The 17,435-nt window shown below is 63.2% G+C and carries 15 protein-coding genes and 1 pseudogene; 9 read left to right on the plus strand and 7 right to left on the minus strand.

Annotated elements, in window-relative coordinates; genetic code table 11:
• Both CA951_RS43155 and CA951_RS41240 read right to left on the minus strand, forming a co-directional pair.
• Positions 1 to 146: pseudogene (locus tag CA951_RS43155) on the minus strand (IS630 family transposase); the annotation flags it as partial.
• Between the two features lie 865 nt (positions 147 to 1,011).
• Positions 1,012 to 2,184, minus strand: a complete 1,173-nt coding sequence (locus CA951_RS41240; RefSeq protein WP_179220516.1) for a CaiB/BaiF CoA-transferase family protein — start codon at positions 2,182 to 2,184, stop codon at positions 1,012 to 1,014.
• Positions 2,185 to 2,383: 199 nt separating this feature from the next.
• Here CA951_RS41240 and CA951_RS41245 point away from each other — a divergent pair, with 199 nt between their 5' ends.
• The 3 genes from CA951_RS41245 (at position 2,384) to CA951_RS45300 (ending at position 4,506) form a co-directional block, all read left to right on the plus strand.
• The gene (locus CA951_RS41245) at positions 2,384 to 2,956 is read left to right on the plus strand and encodes a carboxymuconolactone decarboxylase family protein (RefSeq protein WP_087562343.1); all 573 of its coding nucleotides are present in this window, start codon (positions 2,384 to 2,386) and stop codon (positions 2,954 to 2,956) included.
• A 295-nt stretch (positions 2,957 to 3,251) separates the two neighbouring features.
• Positions 3,252 to 3,632 carry a hypothetical protein gene (locus CA951_RS41250; RefSeq protein ID WP_087562344.1) on the plus strand — a complete coding sequence of 127 codons (381 nt, stop codon included), beginning with the start codon at positions 3,252 to 3,254 and terminating at the stop codon, positions 3,630 to 3,632.
• A 34-nt stretch (positions 3,633 to 3,666) separates the two neighbouring features.
• On the plus strand, positions 3,667 to 4,506 hold the full coding sequence (locus tag CA951_RS45300; RefSeq protein WP_179220517.1) for a helix-turn-helix domain-containing protein: 840 nt from the start codon (positions 3,667 to 3,669) through the stop codon (positions 4,504 to 4,506).
• Between the two features lie 202 nt (positions 4,507 to 4,708).
• Here the strand turns inward: CA951_RS45300 and CA951_RS41260 are convergent, their stop codons facing one another.
• A complete protein-coding gene (locus tag CA951_RS41260) occupies positions 4,709 to 6,130 on the minus strand; it encodes an MmgE/PrpD family protein (RefSeq protein WP_087562345.1) in 1,422 nt (473 codons plus the stop codon).
• A gap of 127 nt (positions 6,131 to 6,257) precedes the next feature.
• On the opposite strand from CA951_RS41260, the gene CA951_RS41265 reads away from it, so the two are divergent.
• Positions 6,258 to 7,235 carry a nuclear transport factor 2 family protein gene (locus tag CA951_RS41265; RefSeq protein WP_087562346.1) on the plus strand — a complete coding sequence of 326 codons (978 nt, stop codon included), beginning with the start codon at positions 6,258 to 6,260 and terminating at the stop codon, positions 7,233 to 7,235.
• A gap of 33 nt (positions 7,236 to 7,268) precedes the next feature.
• On the opposite strand, the gene CA951_RS43160 is transcribed toward CA951_RS41265, so the two are convergent.
• Positions 7,269 to 7,589: a hypothetical protein gene (locus CA951_RS43160; protein ID WP_143543201.1), complete on the minus strand. Its 321-nt coding sequence runs from the start codon at positions 7,587 to 7,589 to the stop codon at positions 7,269 to 7,271.
• A complete protein-coding gene (locus tag CA951_RS41270) occupies positions 7,589 to 7,978 on the minus strand; it encodes a YidH family protein (protein ID WP_087562354.1) in 390 nt (129 codons plus the stop codon). Before CA951_RS41270 ends, CA951_RS43160 begins: the two co-directional genes overlap by 1 nt.
• A 167-nt stretch (positions 7,979 to 8,145) precedes the next feature.
• Here CA951_RS41270 and CA951_RS41275 point away from each other — a divergent pair, with 167 nt between their 5' ends.
• Positions 8,146 to 9,459 carry an amidase gene (locus tag CA951_RS41275; protein ID WP_179220518.1) on the plus strand — a complete coding sequence of 438 codons (1,314 nt, stop codon included), beginning with the start codon at positions 8,146 to 8,148 and terminating at the stop codon, positions 9,457 to 9,459.
• A gap of 121 nt (positions 9,460 to 9,580) precedes the next feature.
• Here CA951_RS41275 and CA951_RS41280 read toward each other — a convergent pair whose 3' ends face one another.
• Complete coding sequence (locus tag CA951_RS41280) at positions 9,581 to 10,699, minus strand: SDR family NAD(P)-dependent oxidoreductase (RefSeq protein ID WP_143543202.1); 1,119 nt, start codon at positions 10,697 to 10,699, stop codon at positions 9,581 to 9,583.
• Positions 10,700 to 10,998: 299 nt separating this feature from the next.
• On the opposite strand from CA951_RS41280, the gene CA951_RS41285 reads away from it, so the two are divergent.
• The 4 genes from CA951_RS41285 (at position 10,999) to CA951_RS41300 (ending at position 14,550) form a co-directional block, all read left to right on the plus strand.
• The gene (locus CA951_RS41285) at positions 10,999 to 11,445 is read left to right on the plus strand and encodes a nuclear transport factor 2 family protein (protein ID WP_179220520.1); all 447 of its coding nucleotides are present in this window, start codon (positions 10,999 to 11,001) and stop codon (positions 11,443 to 11,445) included.
• A 537-nt stretch (positions 11,446 to 11,982) separates the two neighbouring features.
• On the plus strand, positions 11,983 to 12,294 hold the full coding sequence (locus CA951_RS41290) for a hypothetical protein (protein ID WP_143543203.1): 312 nt from the start codon (positions 11,983 to 11,985) through the stop codon (positions 12,292 to 12,294).
• A 22-nt stretch (positions 12,295 to 12,316) separates the two neighbouring features.
• Positions 12,317 to 12,754, plus strand: coding sequence for a carboxymuconolactone decarboxylase family protein (locus tag CA951_RS41295; protein WP_087562351.1), 438 nt, complete (start codon positions 12,317 to 12,319; stop codon positions 12,752 to 12,754).
• Positions 12,751 to 14,550 (plus strand): CocE/NonD family hydrolase, encoded by a 1,800-nt coding sequence (locus CA951_RS41300; protein ID WP_087562352.1) that lies wholly within the window; start codon positions 12,751 to 12,753, stop codon positions 14,548 to 14,550. Before CA951_RS41295 ends, CA951_RS41300 begins: the two co-directional genes overlap by 4 nt.
• Before the next feature lie 1,158 nt (positions 14,551 to 15,708).
• On the opposite strand, the gene CA951_RS41310 is transcribed toward CA951_RS41300, so the two are convergent.
• Positions 15,709 to 17,435, minus strand: a 1,727-nt coding sequence (locus tag CA951_RS41310; protein WP_143543204.1) for a LuxR C-terminal-related transcriptional regulator, incomplete at its 5' end; no start/stop codon positions are given.

Consider the following 17,435-nt stretch of genomic DNA (forward strand, 5'->3'; position numbering starts at 1 on the left):
GCCGTGTTGGCCACACCATCGGCCGCCATCAACAGCGCCTTGGCCCGCACCACCTCCCGGTGGGCACCCGACTGCGACCGCGCCAACGACTCGAGCACAACGCGCTGCCCATCGGAAATCTCCAAAGCGGGTACCGGATTCCTCATGCACGGATTCTAACGAATTGATCGACAATTATTTGCGAGACACACCACCAGAGTCACACTCCCACTCTGGTCGTAGGGGTTTCGGACAAGTGAGTTTGTCACGTAGGGCAGAGATTGCATCGTTCGACAAGCCGAGGCCGTCGGCGAGGTAGATGTCCTCTGTTCGCTCACTTTTACGGAGGGTCGGTACGACCACTTTCGGCCGTTTCGGGAACTCAGAGCTAGAAGCCCCTCGGGTCGGGGGTTCTTACTAGTACCGGTGTGGGTCAATACCTGGACGGTCAGTCTTGCGGGAGTCACGGGAAGGTCTGGTCGTGCCCTACGCACGATCTTGCCGGTCACACGCTATGACTCTCTGTGCGGGATGTCGACGACTGCGGACAGCGCATACACGGCCTCAGGAGAGGTTGTGCCGTGCTGCATTCGGGCCATTTGGTGCCGCGCAGCACTTCGGAGCCGATAATGGAATTCCGTGAGCTCAATCGAGAAGGCGGTTGTGACGATTTCTGGAGTGTGAGTCCTCCCAGTGGTTCCCAGAGGAGCGCAAAGTCCAGAATGTCATTGTCGTTGTGAGCGTTCCACACTTCTTCCTACTGAAGTCTGCTGCTCTATCGTTTACAGATTTGAGGGTCTGGTGAATCGTCGGTTCCGGGCGGAGTACTCGCTCTCCGCCTCGATGCCGCGACCTGACGCGATAGCGATACTCAGGAGAGGTCATAATTCTTATCCACGCCGCACCAGTCACCCAGACGCGACCTGTCGAGCTCGCACCCCGAGGCACTCCCGCCGAGCGGCGCGCCCCGTCCCCGGACACGCGGGAACGGGGCGCGACGGACATCAGGATCGCACGCCTCGGTTCGGCATTTCAGCCGACGACGCCCGCACCACGCAGTTCCTGTATCCGATCCTCGCTCAGATCGAGGACTTTCCCCAGTACCTCGTCGGTGTGCTCGCCGAGGTCCGCCCCGGCCCAATTGATTTGGCCGGGAGACCCGGTCATCCGCGGCACGACGCCGGGCATCCGAACCTGATGGTCCCCGTCGAGAACCGTGACCAGGTTGTCCCGGGCTGCGATGTGCTCATTCTGGCCGATATCGGCGGCCGTGTTGATTCCGTCGGCGACCACCCGAGCCTCGTGCAGCGTCTCGAGAGCTGATTCCCGAGTCTGGGACGCAACCCAAGTCCGTAGCGCAGCCACTACATCCGTCTCCCCAGCGGCCTCGTCGCCTAGTGTCCCTGCTGTGACGAGCAGCCGCCGCAGCGCAGTCAACGATTCGGTCGTCGCCGCCGACACCACGATCGCCTGCCCGTCCTTGGTGCGGCAGATGTCGGTGATGAACGCTCCGTCGAAGGGGAATCGGGGCCCGTTGCGCATTGGCGAAGTGCCCGCGACGTCGTGCAGGGGAACCTGCCACTCGATCATCCGCAGCAGCGGCTCATACAGTGCGAGGTCGATCTGCTGCCCCTGTCCGGTCTGGTCCCGGTGACGCAGCGCAAGCATGATGCCGAACGCGCCCATCAGCCCGGTCGTGGCATCACCGAGCGAGTAGCCCGGGTGCACCGGAGGTGCATCGGCGGCACCGGTGAGATGGGTTGCTCCGCTGAATGCCTCAGCGATCTTGCCGAATCCTCCACGGTGACTGTAGGGGCCGGTCTGACCGAATCCGGAGACCCGGAGCATGATGATGTCCGGCTTGATCGCCGACAGCGCCTCGTAGCCGAGACCGAGGCGATCGAGTACACCGGGCCGAAAATTCTCCACGACGACATCACTCGTCGCCACGAGATCGCGAACCAACGCGAGACCCTCGGGGGACTTCAGATCGATGCACACCGACCGCTTGTTGCGCCCGGTCACCGTCCACCAGATGCCCTTGCCGCCGCGCTGGGGACCCATCGCACGCAGGCTGTCGCCGACCCCCGGGCGTTCGATCTTGATGACATCGGCCCCGAAGTCGGCCAGCATCACCGATGCGAACGGTCCCGCCAGCGCGTGGCCGAGTTCCAGAATGCGGATGTCGTTCAGTGGGCTTGTCACGGTCGGGCTCCTTTGAATGGGTCGTGCGGCGGCGGATCGAGCGCGACACCGGCGATGCTCCTGCGAACGGCGAGGGCTACTGCTCCGAAGTGGATGGCTTCTCCCGCAACCAGAGACTACCATTTAGTGATAGTCACTGTCGCCTAATGAATGTATTGTGGCGTGGGTCCGGATACCTGTCAATGGAAGGAAGTGCCACGTGCCCGAGCAACACGGCCAACGTCTGCCCACGGTGGAAGAGGTCGGTCCCGAGCTGGCCGAGACCTTGGCGAAAACATTGGCGGATCCGTCCGGCCGCCCTTTGAACATCTTCTTGACCATGGCGCAGCATCCCCGGTTGCTGAAGCGGTTCAACATCCTGGCGGGCACATTCCTGGCTCACGGGCTGCTCACCCCGCGGGATCGGGAACTGGTCGTACTCCGCACAGCGTGGCGCACTCAGGCAATCTACGAGTGGGGACAGCACGTACTCATCGCACGCGAGGCGGGTGTGCGCGACGGCGAGATCGAGCGAGTGGCACGCGAGGATGTGGACGATTGGCCGAGCCGAGATCGGGCGCTGCTCCGATTCACCGACGAGCTGCTGCGAGATGCCGACGTGTCCCCCAGTGCCTGGGAGCCGGTCGCGCAGCTATTTGACCAGGCACAGCTGGTCGAGTTGGTCATGCTGATCGGGCTCTATCGCATGGTCGCCGGCTTCCTCAACACAATGGGGGTACCCCGGGAGACCTACCTGCCCGGGTGGCCGCAAGAAGCCACGGCGCCCATGTAGTCGGCGAGACTCGTTGACCAATACCGCACCCATCCCATATACCGCTACCGCTGGGTTACCGGTGATGGCAACGAGCGCAGCGCTCCTTGACGGCCTTTCAGGGGGTGTTCCAAAATGGCGGGGAGCTCGAACTTGAGAGTTTGTTGCCAAATCGACGGAGGGTGATTCGATCCCTAAAACCACTCTCCGCCGATCTGAGAGCGTCTGTTAGCGGCCCTCAGGATTGTCACCAGCCAATACGCAACAGCCCCTTGAGTCTTCACAACCGCTTCACCGTTCACCGAAGGACTCACCCATGCCACTCCCGCAGAGCGCGGCAGCGCTGCCGAAGCTTCTCAACCCGGTACTGAGGCCCCTCGCCAGGTATGTACCGCCACTGGCGGTCATCCACCACCGCGGCCGCAGCACCGGCACCGCCTACGACAGCCCCGTCCAGGCCTTCAAGACCGCCGAGGGAATCGTGGTCGGACTGGCCTACAGCAACAACCCGAACTGGGCACGCAACGTCATCGCCGGCGGAGGGGAACTCACCCGCCTCGGCAAGACCTACACCATCACCCACCCGCGGCTGCGCAGCAACGAGGCCGCCGAACTGCTGCCCGCACCCGTCGCACTGATGATGCGCCGGCTGGGAATCACCGAATTCTTCCAGTGCGAGTTGGGAACTCGGGTGTGAGGTAGTGATCGACGTTCCGTGAACGCCGCAATGGATGCACGCACCGACGAAGAAGCAGGCCGAACAGGCGGCGCTGTGGGCGGCGCCGCATGCCCAGCTCACCGGCACCGACACTGACACCGACACCGATCGGCCCGAACCGGACTGGCCGCTCGAGCCCAACACCGCGCCAACCGAGCAGCACCCCTATCCGGCCACGACCGCACCGACACCGGCGACCCGTTCCGTGCCGCTGGGCACCCTCGCAGGGTTCCGCCTTGCCGCCGCGTGCAGGGCGCAGGCAATAGAGCGAATCTTGGCGGTTTTGGAGAGCGTGTCCCGATCGCCTGGGGGCCTCCTGCCAGCCCGCGTCGCTGAAGAGACCGGGCTTTCCCTGTCGACAGTCCTGCGGCTCATGCAGTCTCTCGAGGATGACGAGGTCCTGCATCGCTCAAGCGGCTCAAGCAACTATCAAGTCGGTTCGCGACTTATCGGGATCGTGGACAGGTCGACACGTTCGTTTGATTCCCGGATAGCAGCAGTCCCTCTCTTGGAGCGGTTGCGCGACAGTTCTGGTGGTGAGACGTCCTCCCTCCACGTGCGGAGCGGAAACCAACGGGTCTGTGTCGCCGGACGAGTTCGAGCTGTTGCTCGCAACCTTCGAGTTGGACGAAGCTGCGGAAGAGCATCTCGCCGATCGAGTGCACACGATCCGTCACGAGCGCTACGCCGAGTCGGTACACGACGCAGTCGAGGGAGTCCGCGGCGTGTCTATCCCCAGTGGGGCCCGGGCGAGAGCGGGCCCATCAGCGTATCGGGACCCATCGCCCGGTCCACGGCAGACGCTGTACCCGGCGTGCTGGAGCGGTTGCAGCAACGCCGCCGGCACGTTTGAAGAGTCGGGGCTCCGCGCTTCATCGTTTCAATTCAGCTGATTCCCTAGGGCCCAGGAACACCGCCGGGCCCGATTGCCGGACACTCCAATGCATCGCGTGGAGTCCCGCATCCCGGCGCTCCTCCTTGGGCTGCCTCGCGCTTCACCGGTATGTGTTCACCGGCGTGCCCAGTGCCAAAGGTAGGAGGCGTTCTCTGAGCATTCAGTTGTCTTTAGTCGACGTCCGTTGACCTTGGTCTGTCTCGCTGGTTCGGGCTCGACCGAGGGTCGCGAACGGCGTCAGATCGTCGGCGGCGCGAAGCTCCAGAATCGTATGCGCGAGCTGCGCCACAGCCTCCTTGGGCAATGCCAGACCAGCGTTTGCATGGAACTTGGCCACCACAGCTGCGTCGGTCATAGGGTTGGTGGGCGATCCCGGCTGGTGGGGCACGTCAGCCTGAAGCACGCGACCATCTGTCGTGAGGACCCGCACTCCGCCGGGCAGCGATGCCGGGAAAGTGCCGTAGTCGTGCACCTCGTAGCGCACCTTCGCGGCCAGCTTGCGTACCTCCTCGTCGGTGACCGCGTCGTCGGTGTAAGTGGAGATGCCGACGGAACCGCGGACCAAATGGGCGGCCAGAGAGTACGGGAGGCTGAACTTGGCTTCGGCTCCAGTCACGGGCCGTCGCTTGGCCTCTATCGGTTCGAGGACGATGGGGACACCCGCGTCAGGCACGAGTGCCACAATCTCCTCGACCACGTCAGCGGAGATGTCTTCTTCGGCGACCAGTCTGCGGATGGCCTCCAGCGGTGCCGCCATGTAGTGGGACGCCGGGTAGGGCTTGAACGCCATCGAGGTCGTCTCCCAGGTGCGACCGAGGTCGGCGAGGTCGATAGTCGGACCGACCTGGGCGTCGGCGAACGACGAGAGCACGCCGTACCTTCCCTCGACAACGCTGTCCGGTCCGGTTGCACCGTGGACCGCGAGCCGGACGGCGGTGATGCCGGACATAGCCGCCCAGGCCGGGTTGAGGTGTTTGGTCGACGATCCGTCGGCGACATAGCCGAGGAGACCCGAGGCCATGCTTCCGGCGATACCGATGGCATTCACCGCAGTCTTGTGGTCAAGGCCGTAGAGTCGGCCGACTGCCGTGGCAACCCCTAGCACTCCGAGCACCGACGTGGGGTGGAAGCCGCGGTCGCGCACCCCTAGGCCCTTCCACATCCCCAAGCGTGCCACGATCTCCGTGCCTATGGTCAGGGCGACAATTACATCTGCGCCGGATGCGCCGACGTCCTCACCAACCGCAAGGACTGCGGGTACCAGAGCGGCACTGATGTGGACGATTCCGGCTGTGTGGGTGTCGTCAAAGTCGAGCGCGTGACATGCTGCGGCGTTGGCAAAGGCCGCCGCTGCCGGGGTCATACCCGCGCTCTCTCCGATCACGGTGGAGTGCCCTGACCCGGCAGCCTCGGAGGCGACGGCTCGCGCAGGGGCTCCAGCCCCCACCGCGACGCCGGCCAGCCCACACCCGATCGTGTCGAGGGAGTGCAGCTGCGCGGCGTGCACCACGTTGTCCGGGAGTGCGTCGACCGAAAGTTCGGCGGCGAAATCGGCAAGTTCCGAGGCGAGTGTAGTGGGCACCCAATTCCTTCCCTATGTCATTGAACGGGAGTAACTACCAGCAGTTGACTTTAGGCGGTATGGTGTCGGTGATGCAAGCCGCACCCGGCGTTGTGGCCGGGCGGGCCGGACCGAGAGGGCAAGCAAAATGACGGATACGCTCGGCGGAACAGGAGACATCACCGCTATGGGGCAGGATGCACCAACCTACTTCGAGCAGGCACTCGGCAGTCTCCGAACAGCAGAGACACACATCGGGACCGAATTCCAGGACGACCTGGAACTAACCCTCGACACGATCACGAAAGCCGCGCCGCGATTCGTGTTCATGCCGGTCCCCGGCCGGATCAGAATAGAGACCCAACCTGATCAGGTCCGCGCGTTCTACGAGGGCAGCCGAGCGGAGTTCTTGCCTGACAAGCTGCGAGCGCGCCACCACATCACTTCGGACTGGTTCTACTTCGTCGAGAGCTTGGCCTCGCGGCGCGGGACACGCGACGGCCAGGAGTACACCGTCAACACCGCGGTGTTGTTCCCGAAGGCGCCTGACGGAATCGTGGGAGAGTTTCTGTGGGAGCGGTACGACGTAGAAGTCTCAGAGAAAGACCCCGACCGCTTCGACATCGCGCGCGCACCCGGCGCCCGCACCGACTTGCCGCTACGTCCCGTTGCTGCCTTGTTCGTCCATGACAGAATCGTCGAAGCCTTGCGAAACAATGACGCTGAGGCGCTTACCGCCGACTACGCACACGATTTTCTGCTTGGAGCGCGCAACTACCTTGCCGGACAGGGGCCCATGGTTGCAGGCGAGGGCCGCGAGGCGGCTCTCGCATATTGGCGACAGTTTTTCGACGAGTTCACGGTAGACGAAGTGAGCGTGCTCAACCGCCTGACAGGCGACTGGTACGTCTTCGCCGAAGTCGCCCTGACTGTGACAGTGCGGCGCGCCCCTGAACAGGGGCAGCGGCAGTTTCGAACTGCAAGCATATTTCCGATCCTTGCGGATGGAAGGGTCCAAGGCGAACTCTCCTACGGCACCGAAATCGGGGCCGCGAGCACGCGCGAGACCGGAACATGGGGCCGTGCCTTCTTCGCTCGAGAAGGTTTTACCGACCCCTTGTTCTGAGGGTGACCCGAGCGGAGTGCAGGCAGCCCTGAGTCACACCCACGCGACGATCTGAGTGGCGACGGTTACCAGTGTCAACGCGGCCAGAGCTGCCGCATTTCGTCCGACGTCGCCGGATATCGAACGGCGGCGGCGCAGGACCCGCCATGCAAGCCACAAGGCGAGGGCCAGGGGAGCCGCCAAAGCGAGCACCGTCGTGAGGCTTGCGCCATTCCACAGTGAGTGGGCTGAGGTTGCGGCGAGTGCCATGGCCGAAAGGGTGGTTCGCTGCCATCCAAGCGCCGTACGGGGTCCAGCCAGACCCGAATCCACGGTCGATGCGGTGAGCGCTTCGATCACGTGCCCTTCCGGCATCAGACGACTGTGCCGACGACCACGCCGGCGATGAGGATGAGGGCGATTGCCAGCGGGAGGGCCACGGTGAGGCGGGGAAGCGAACGGCCGCGGCGCATGGCTCGCTCGGACATGGTCCACCGGACGAACGCAGCAACGGCGGCGAAACAGCCGAGGCCGAGCAGTGCTAGAGCCAAACCTTTCCGGAGAACGGGCGGAAAGCCTGTGTCCACCACCCGCAGTGCCACGGAGGCGGCCACCAGGGCGAGTGAAGTCCTGATCCAGGCGAGGAATGTGCGCTCGTTGGCGAGGCTGAATCGATAGTCCGGATCGCTGCCGCCTGCGTACGTATGGCTGGGCCAGAAGGGCTTGGACTTCCAGTTCTTCGCGTCACGTGTAGGTCTCTGCATCACCCTAGACTACTATCAACAAGTGCGGGTAACGCTCACTGAGCGAAACTTACCCAGACCGTCCAGGCCGGCCTGGCGCCGACCTCCGAGTGGGAGATCACATGCTCAACGCAGCGGATTTAGAGGAAGTGCTCGCCGCACCACAGCGACGCACCGAGGTGGCGTCGGTGGAGCTGACCGAGGCTTTGTTGGGCCGCATCGAAAGTCTCAATCCTCAGCTGAGCGCCTTCATCGCGGTCACACCGGACGCTGCCCTCGCAGATGCCCACCGCGTCGACGCAGCACGCCGGCGCGGCGAGGCCCTGCCGTTGGACGGTCTCGCGCTGGGCATCAAGGACAACATCGACGTGACCGGAGTAGCTACTACGGTCGGCTCTCCGCTCTTCCGAGAGGCTATCGCCGGAAGCGACGCAGAGTGTGTAGCCCGCCTTCGGGCGGCAGGTGCCGTCATTCTCGGCAAGACGCTCCTCCACGAAATCACCTTCGGCGTCTCCTGCGACAACCCGTGGTATGGCACCGGCCGCAACCCGTGGGACGCCGACCGTATCCCTGGTGGCTCCAGTGGCGGCTCTGGTGCGGCCGTGGCCGCGGACATGTGCATGGGTGCACTCGGAACTGACACCGGCGGGTCCGTCCGGATCCCTGCGGCTCTGAATGGGGTTACCGGCCTGCGGCCAACCCTCGGCTCAATCAGCACCGCGGGCACCTTCCCACTGTCCTGGTCGCTGGACACAATCGGGCCCTTGGCGCGATCAGTCGACGATGTCGCGGCTCTGTTCGGGGTCATGGCCGGCTACGACCCTGCGGATCCACGATCACTCCGTCCCCCGGCCCGCGTGGAGCCCTCACCCGAGTCAAACGACATTCGGGGACTGCGCATCGGCGTACCCCGGGATTTCTTCTTCGACGACCTTGACCCGGCATTCGAGGACAGTCTGGATGGCGCAGTGTTCACATTACGAGAACTGGGCGCGGACGTTCGCGATCTCCGACTGCCAGGCCTGTGGCGAGAAGCCGAGACCGCCTGCGCACACATCCTTCTGGCCGAGGCATACGCCGTCCACGGTGAGCGATTCCGCGCTCACCCCGAGAGCTTCGGCGGGGACGTAGCCCAGCGACTCACTCGGGGCGCCGATATCACTGGATCGGAGTTGGCAGCCCTGTACCAGGTCGGCTTCGAGTGGCGGCGCGCGTTGGAGGGGCTATTCGGGGATGTCGATCTGATTCTGACCCCAGCGACCAGCTCCACCGCCCCGCTCATCAACGGAATCGACACCCTCGAGACGAGCCGTCGATTCGGCGCCATCACCGGTCCCTGGGCGATCGGCGGAGTTCCGGCGCTCGCGGTCCCATGCGGATTTGCGGATGGGTTGCCGGTCGGGATGCAACTTGTTGCACCACGGTGGCGTGAGGACCTCTTGTTCAGGACCGGTCGAACATTTCAGTCCGTCACGACATGGCACCGCATGCGACCAAGGTGAAGTTTCGGTGATCATCTGTCCGTTCGCCGCCTTGTCGAGCTGATGTATCCAGTTCGGCGGGAATGGGGGTCAGCTGAGGGGGAGGGGAAACTCCTCCCCCTCAGCCGGGGGAAGAGGCTTGTCAGCGACTCATCCCGCCAGCCGACGCATCTGAGAAGTCGAACGAGCCCTCGGAGTGGATCGACGTCATGTGCGCATTGACCAAGTCCCCACCGGTTGTCAGCGGGAAAAGCCCCTCGATCCTCGACACCTCGGTTCCACATTCGGCCCAAGCGTCTGGAGAATCTTCGCGAGCACGGACGAAGGACCCGCGAGCAAGGATGAGGCGTGCCGCGGCCCCGCCTCCGACCTCGAACGCCGCACCAGAGACCGTGGTTTCGTGATGCACGAGCCAGGCCGCGAACGCTGCTACACGATCAGGAGTGCAGTTCTTGCTGAGAAACGCACGGAGGTTCTCGTCGGCGTTCGCCTCGGGCAACCTGGACCACGCAAACGGTGCAATGCAGTTCACATTGATCTGAAACTGAGTGCCCGCTGCAGCGAGCGCGCCGGAGAAGCTGAGCAGCCCGCCTTTTCCAGCCGAGTAATTCGCCATGTTGGGATGTCCCAGGACCCCCGCAGAAATAGTGTTCAGAATGCGTCCCGCACCGGACCTCTTCAGGTGGGGCCAAGCAGCACGGCACAATTCAATTGGCCCCATGAGGTGCAGGGCGATCTGTCGTTCGTACGATTCGACGGATAAGGTGTCGAACTCGCCGAATTCAGTGGTGCCCGCGTTGTTGATCAGAATGTCGACCCTACCGAAGGCATCAGCAGCAGCAGAGACAATCTGCGCGGCGTTGTCGACGACACTGTCCTCGTTGACTGCTGCCCTGCCACCAGAGGCAACAATTTCCTCGACGACGGCATGCGCTGGTCCCGTCGAATCGTCCTCGGTTGCGATGTCGTTGACCAACACGCTACAACCGCGTGATGCCAACATGAGGGCGTGGGCTCGTCCCACGCCCCGGCCCGCGCCAGTGACAATTGCAACACGATCATCGTACCTGAGCATTGAGTTGCGACTCATTTCTTTCCTTCTGTGGTTGTTACCGGATCGTTCCGGGACTTGAGGTGATCGACGCGACAAACATTGCGTGCCAGTATTTTTCGGTCTTCGCGGGAAGAGTGAATCGGGGCGACCGTTCATCGACCTCCAACTGCTGGACCGACGACAGCTGGAGCCGAGTATCGATGACATCACACCGAGGAACGTTTCATTGAATGACAGTTCATATCATTTAATGCTACGACGATGATGGATCCGAGAACTTCGACTGTCAAGGTGTTGTGCTGTTCGGGCCGGTTCCGGACTCCGAAGGTGCAGCCGAGTCGCTTCCGGGCTTGGCCGTCCGTGCCTCCATTCGCCTCTGTTTGATTTAGTTGATTTAGCTCGGAGTACGATTGCTCGTTGAATGGCGGTTAATCGCACCCAGTGAGAGCGTCCGGGCGCCAGACTCCATCGCTGGTCCAACTGGAAAGGAGCGCAGGACATCCATGATGAGCCCACTCGACAGGCTGCTCGCGATAGAGGAGTTGCGACAACTGGAGGCCCGGTACGCCCGACTCGCCGATAAGCACGATTGGACTGCGCTCGCGAACCTCTTCACGCCCGAAGGCATACTCGCGCCTCTGGACGAATTCGGGACCGAGATATTCCGAGCAAGCGGCCGATTGGAGATTGCGGCAACTCTCGGTGCGCGCAACGGTAAGGACGTACGCACGGTCCACCAACTTTTCAGCAGCGAGATCGACATCAGTTCCACGAACGCGGCAAACGGCGTTTGGGCGATGGCCGATCTGGTGTTTCGTGACGGCCCACCCCCTCGGCCATTCCGAACCATGCGCGGCTGGGGGCACTACCACGTCGCGTATTCCAGGCTCGACGGCGAATGGCTCATCGCTTCGAAGACGCAGACCCGGCTGCATCGGGAGTTCACGCACTGAGCCCGACTCCGCAGCAGTGGGGCGACATGGTGCTGGTCGGGGCCGATCGGCGCCGAACCAGCGATCGCTGAATTCCCACATGTCGCGTGCGCGAGGCGCCATGCTCGTGTTCGTTCGGCACCCTCCCAGCGCAACTCGCCATCGATCGAAGTTGCGCGCTATCGACGTGCGTGAGCTCGTCGCATCCTCCGCCCTTTTTGAGACGTTTGACACACCGAGGAGACGACTGTAGGTTTCACTTAGCAGCAATCGCTATCACTCAATGATTTCTATTGAGGTAGCAGGGACATCGTCACGCCTCGGCTCGGATCGAAAGCCAGGCCCGAGGGATGCGAGTCCGACCCATGTGTCACTGACATATGAAGCGGAGGAGCGCGATGACCACGACGTGGACAAGAGCGGCGACTGAGCGTTCCGACTTCGGACGCGACCAGCAAGCTGATGGATGTGTCGAAATGACGTCGACTGAGGAAGATGGGTCGCTTGTGGTCGAGTTGGCAGAGCCGAGCGCATCTGGGGTGCCGGTCCCTTCTAGGGGTGGTCACATCAGAGATGATGGCCTCCCGCGATGGCATCGGCCAACTGCTTCAGCAATACGCCAGCACGTACCAGATGGACGGTGTCTTCGCGATCCTCATCATCCTCGCTGTGGTCGCCTCGTTGCTGAACACAGGCATGAACGCGCTCGAGCGACGTCTCCTGCGATGGCAAGCTTCTAGGAAGCCCTGGCTGGTCAGTTCTCCGGCGCGGCTGCTTGCCGCCGACGCCACTCGCCACTTTCCGATCCCTTTGGGCACAAGCCCAAAACATCCCGATCCTTTGGGCACAAGCCCAGGACATCACATCTAGAAAATCAAGTTGGGAGATAGTAATGGCCGCCTTTGTTTCCAATCCCGAGCTTCAGCGCCGAGGTCGTGAGCTACAAGCGTTGCTCTACGACGGCGAACTCGGCGAGGAGATGCGTCAGCGCTACCGGAGGAAGTCGCCGGATATTGCAGATATGAGCAGGGAATGGGCTGTGGGCGGGTTGATCGGGCGGCCAGGGCTGGACCTGAAGACGCGTGAGCTTCTCTGTGTCGTGCTCAGCGTAGTCAGCGGCCCTGGCTGTGGCCCGATCAACGATCCCGTCATCGCACATGCTCAGGCGTGTCTTCGCGTCGGTGCGACGAAGCGCGAGATCTACGAAACCATCCTCCAGTGCATCTGGTACCTCGGTGCAGGGCCTGTACACATTGCTCTGACTGCTCTTTCGGACTTTTTCGACGAGGAGTTCTTCGACACCGCGTTCGACGGCGACGAGGATCGATGACCGCGACAGACGAAGGCAAGATGGGGTCTGCCAGCGAGGGCCTGAACGTTACGTTCGGGGTCGAGATGCACACACGAGATGGTGTGCGACTGCTCTCTGACGTCTACCTGCCCGTAGGCGACGGGCCGTGGCCGGTCGTCGTGCAGCGCAATCCTTACGACCGTACAGACGCAGGAATGGGTTCCATGCGGATTGTGGATCCGGCCTGGTTGGCGCGTCAGGGATTCGCGGTTGTCATTCAGGATACGCGCGGACGTGGCGGATCCGACGGAAAGTGGAAGCAGTTCAACGAGGACGTCGACGACGGCTACGACTGCGTCGAGTGGGCCGCAAGTCAGCCTTGGAGCACCGGCTCGGTCGGGATGTACGGGTCTTCTGGCATGGGTCTCACGACATACAAAGCGGTCGCTTCCCAGCCTCCTCATCTCAAGGCCGCTGTAGCAGTGGTCGCGCCGACGCAGTGGACTACGCGAGCGCCAGGTGGTCCGTTCGAGGTCAGTTTCGTCACGTGGTACGCCCTGAAGATGGCAATGGATACTGTGGCCCGCCTCGAAGATCGCGCATTTGCGACGTCGGCGATGGATCGAATCATGGCTCGTATGGGTTCTATCGCGGAGACGTGGGACACGCTTCCGCTGTCGAGCATCGACCCACTGTCCGACCCGACCGTGACGGACGGGTACTGGTTGGACTGGGTGCTTGCCGAGCCTGGGGTCGAGCGTCCGGGCGCGACTGTGTCTCTCAGCGACAAGCCCGAGATCGGTCAGACGGCGCTCCTGCATATTGCGGGTTACCGAGACCAGTGCGCACCCGAGATGTTCGCCCTCGCCGCTGCACAGAAGGATTCCGACAAGCACCGCCTGATCGCAGGCCCGTGGACACATCGAGGCGTGTACAGCGGGGCCAGTGGAGCGAGGGAACCGCTTGGGACCTCATCACCGGGAGGCCCTGTCGGATGGGGTCCGGTCTTGGCTGCGTGGTTCGATATCCACCTCAGGGGAGGGGACGGCAGTGGCTTCCCGTTGGGGATGTCATGGATCGGGGGCGGCGGCGGCGTTCGGTGTTACGTCGAAGGAACCGACGCTTGGGCGACTGCCCCGTCCTGGCCGCCGGCCAGCGTTGTCCGCGAGTGGATTCTGACGTCGAACGGAACCGCGAGGAGCGCGGGTGGTGATGGTCGCCTCGTTCCGGCGAGCGAAGTTGGACTTACATCTGGCTCGGACCACGTGAGCGCAGACCCGCGGGACCCGTTCCCGACGTGTGGCGGCGGTCTTGGGCTTCCCGTCCAAGGACCCGATGCGATTCAAGACCAACGCGCGGTGGACGGACGCGAGGACGTGCTCGTCTACACATCGGAGCCGCTCGAAATCCCGATGACCATCGTTGGTGCCCAAACTCTGGTGTTGGAGTTCGAGAGCTCAGCCGTGGACGCTGACGTCTATGTCACCTTGGTAGACGTCGAACCAGACGGGTTCGCGCTCAACGTCTGCGACGGTGCCCTGAGAACGCGCTACCGCGAGGGACGTCAGGATTCATGGCTGACGCCCGGAGTTCCGGTGGAGCTATCGGTGGAGCTACATGACACTGCTCATACATTCCGACCCGGCCATCGCGTGCGGGTTATGGTCGCAGGTGGAAACTATCCGCGATACAGCCGCAATCTGCACACGAAGACGGTGCCGGAGTTGGGGGATCTCGCCGAGGCGCAGGTAGCCGAGCACGTGATTCACAACGGACCGGGGACATCGTCGCGCCTTGTTCTCAACGAAGCAGCAGCGGGCAGCCTGACGTTTTGACACGGCCGCAAAATGGTGACCAGTACAGGCGAAGATGCACGTCGCCTACATCTTCGCGGCGGATGCACTGCTCCCGTGGAGGACCGCGCGCCGTAGTGTCGAGTTTGCACTCGAGCCGCGACACCGCGAACTGAAGAAGGCAGGTTTGCGGAATCCGGGTGCGGAGCCGCGGGGGGTTCGATACGGCCAGTGATCGTCTCGCTCGGTCCGTTGGACCTACCTGGGGTGGGTCGAAGTAGGCCTTCTGTACGCCACCACTGAGTGAGTCCTCACCTGACAGTAGCTCGCGACCGCATCCCGGGTCCTAGTGGTCTGTCTGCGATTTGATCTCGTGGAGGACGGAGCGGCCGCGTTGGACTTTGGCGATGATGTCTTCCGCGGTCGCTTTCCACACGAAGGGCTTGGGTTCCTCGTTCCAGTGCTCCGCCCACGTCGTGATCGCGTCGGCGAGATCCGCGACGCTGGTAAAGGCGCCGCGGCGCAGCGGCTTGTCGGTCAGTTCCTTGAACCACCGTTCGATCAGGTTCAGCCAGGAACTCGACGTCGGGGCGAAAGTGCAGGTGCCACCGGCGACGGTTCTTGTGCGCCAACCACGCTTTGATTTCCGGGGTCGAGTGCGCGCACGGGTTGTCGAGCACGACGTGAATGTCGAGCGAGCGCGAGGCCCTCTTGAACCGGCGCCACTTATTCACCGATGTCGGGACCAAGCATCAACGCACCGACACGGCACCGTTCACCGCGGGAGTGGTTGCGCACCAGCCGCGAAATCCCTGAAGTGGTTCCGCCCGCCACTGATCGCGCCTGCGCGGCAGCCCAACGATCACGTGAAGAGTCGGGCTCCTGTCGCACACCTCCGAGGCCGGGCCCCGTGCGTATCCCCCTACTAAGTCGTCGGCCTGCACGGGTCCGCGCCGGGAACTCCCCGAACGCGCACACATAGTCCGACCGCTGGTCAGGCGGACAGGCAGGTTTGCCTGGTCCCCCGCTGGACGATACCGGTTAATTCGTTGGTGTCCAGACGAATCCGCTTCGGCCCAGCCGCAAGGACCGAGTCTCCGTGTCGCCGATGAAATTCTATAGGATTTGGGCCTAGGACCGCCCACCGACCGGGGCGCTGAACGCATGCCTGCGGAATTGGTCCACAGTACGTGCCGGGGTCTAATCGTCCGTCCGCTCCATGACCCAGGCTGCGACCTGAGCCCTGGAGGTGAATCCCAGTTTGGCCAGGATGTGCTCCACATGGCCTTGTGCGGTGCGCGGAGAGATCACAAGGCGACCGGCGATTGCCAGGTTGGTCAGGCCTTCGGCGATCAGAGCGGCTACTTGACGTTCCCTCTTGGTCAGGTGCACCGAAGTGTCAGTGGTCGACGCCGTAGAGGTGTTGGGGCGTTTCTCGTGGAGTGCGTAGGCGATTGCTGCGTCGAATCCGAGACCTTGGCCCTTGCGGAGGGCTGTTTCGAACGCTGTGGCTCCGATTTGCCGACGGGTCATCTGATCGCATTCCTGATGGTAGACAGAAAGATCCGAGAATGCGACCGCAAAGCTACCCATCGACTGCGCCAGCGTTTCTGCTGTCCCCATCAGCACCGCAGCCCGCGTTGGGTCGCGATCTCCACAGGCGATCCAGGCCAGCGTTTCGAGGCATGAGGTGGCCACACGCGGGCTGTGCACTTGCCGGGCCAGCTCGAGCGATTGTTCGAGGAGCCGGACCGCGCGATCGACATCGCCCTGTCGCCACACGGCAATAGCCAACGCCCATAATGAGAATGATCGAAACAATTTCTCGCCATGCGCTTCTGTGATTGTGAGGACACGCTCATGACACTCGATCGCCTCCTTTGTCATGCCGGAAATCCAGTAGGCCAACCCCAACGGGTACAGGGCGGCTACTTCGAATGTTCGAAACCCGCGGCCGCTGAACTCCGCGACGGCGGCCGCGAGGTGAGGGTACGCACGGGCAGGCTCACCGCTGTAGAGGGCCAGCATGCCATCGGCGTCATCGACTAGAGCGCGCATCAGGGTGTCGCTGGTCTGCGCGGTCAACATGCGGCCCTCCGTCACGAGCGTGGCTGCCGTCTGGAAGTCGCCCTGAACGCTGGCCAGCACGGTCGCGTAGTAGAGCGCCTTGACCCACTCGAGGGTAGGTGGGCCACTCTGGCGGGCGAGCAACTGGTCGTACCACCGCCGTCCCTCGTTGTAGAGACCCTGGGAGCCCCAAAACAGGTAGAGCGCGGCGGCGGTACGCAGTCCGGCGGTGGGGTCGTCGTCGGCACCGAATTCGAGGGCCTCACGGAGGTTCGGTTGCTCCCGCTTCAGGCGGGAGATCCAGTCCAGTTGTCGGGCGCTGATCCACTCGGCCTCCGCCTCCAGCGCCAGCGCCTCGTACCAATCCCGGTGACGGCGACGCAAAGTCACGGTCTCGCCCATCTGCTCGAGCTTCTCGCAACCGTACTCACGGAGGGTCTCGAGCATCCGGAACCGCACCACCGACCCGTGCCCCTCCCGGATCAGAATCGACTTCTCCACCAGCGAGGTCAGCGTGTCCAGCAATTCGCCCGGACCCAGTCCGTCGCCGCACACCTGCTCGGCGGCATCGAGTTCGAAGCTCCCCGCGAAGACCGACAGCCTCCCCCACACCAATTGCTCACCGACGGTACATAGTTCGAAACTCCAATCGATCGACAACCGGAGGGTCTGCTGCCGCGTCGGCGCACCCCGGCTGCCGCGGGACAGCAGGGAATAGCGGTCGGTCAACCGCTCGAGGATCTGCTCGGGCGACATCGCCCGCAACCGGGCCGCGGCCAGTTCGATCGGCAACGGCAACCCGTCGAGGCGATTACAGATCCCCGCCACCGCCGCCGCGTTGTCCTCCGTCAGCTCGAACC

The sequence above is a fragment of the Rhodococcus sp. NCIMB 12038 genome, assembly GCF_002165735.1.
In the GTDB taxonomy this organism is placed as follows: Bacteria; Actinomycetota; Actinomycetes; order Mycobacteriales; family Mycobacteriaceae; genus Rhodococcus_F.

Coding starts and splice junctions, on each gene's coding strand:
- CA951_RS41265 (WP_087562346.1), top strand. CDS start 6,258: ATGACGGATACGCTCGGCGGAACAGGAGACATCACCGCTATGGGGCAG.
- CA951_RS41250 (WP_087562344.1), top strand. CDS start 3,252: ATGCCACTCCCGCAGAGCGCGGCAGCGCTGCCGAAGCTTCTCAACCCG.
- CA951_RS41295 (WP_087562351.1), top strand. CDS start 12,317: ATGGCCGCCTTTGTTTCCAATCCCGAGCTTCAGCGCCGAGGTCGTGAG.
- CA951_RS41300 (WP_087562352.1), top strand. CDS start 12,751: ATGACCGCGACAGACGAAGGCAAGATGGGGTCTGCCAGCGAGGGCCTG.
- CA951_RS45300 (WP_179220517.1), top strand. CDS start 3,667: ATGCACGCACCGACGAAGAAGCAGGCCGAACAGGCGGCGCTGTGGGCG.
- CA951_RS41285 (WP_179220520.1), top strand. CDS start 10,999: ATGAGCCCACTCGACAGGCTGCTCGCGATAGAGGAGTTGCGACAACTG.
- CA951_RS43160 (WP_143543201.1), bottom strand. CDS start 7,589: ATGCCGGAAGGGCACGTGATCGAAGCGCTCACCGCATCGACCGTGGAT.
- CA951_RS41270 (WP_087562354.1), bottom strand. CDS start 7,978: ATGCAGAGACCTACACGTGACGCGAAGAACTGGAAGTCCAAGCCCTTC.
- CA951_RS41280 (WP_143543202.1), bottom strand. CDS start 10,699: ATGTCATCGATACTCGGCTCCAGCTGTCGTCGGTCCAGCAGTTGGAGG.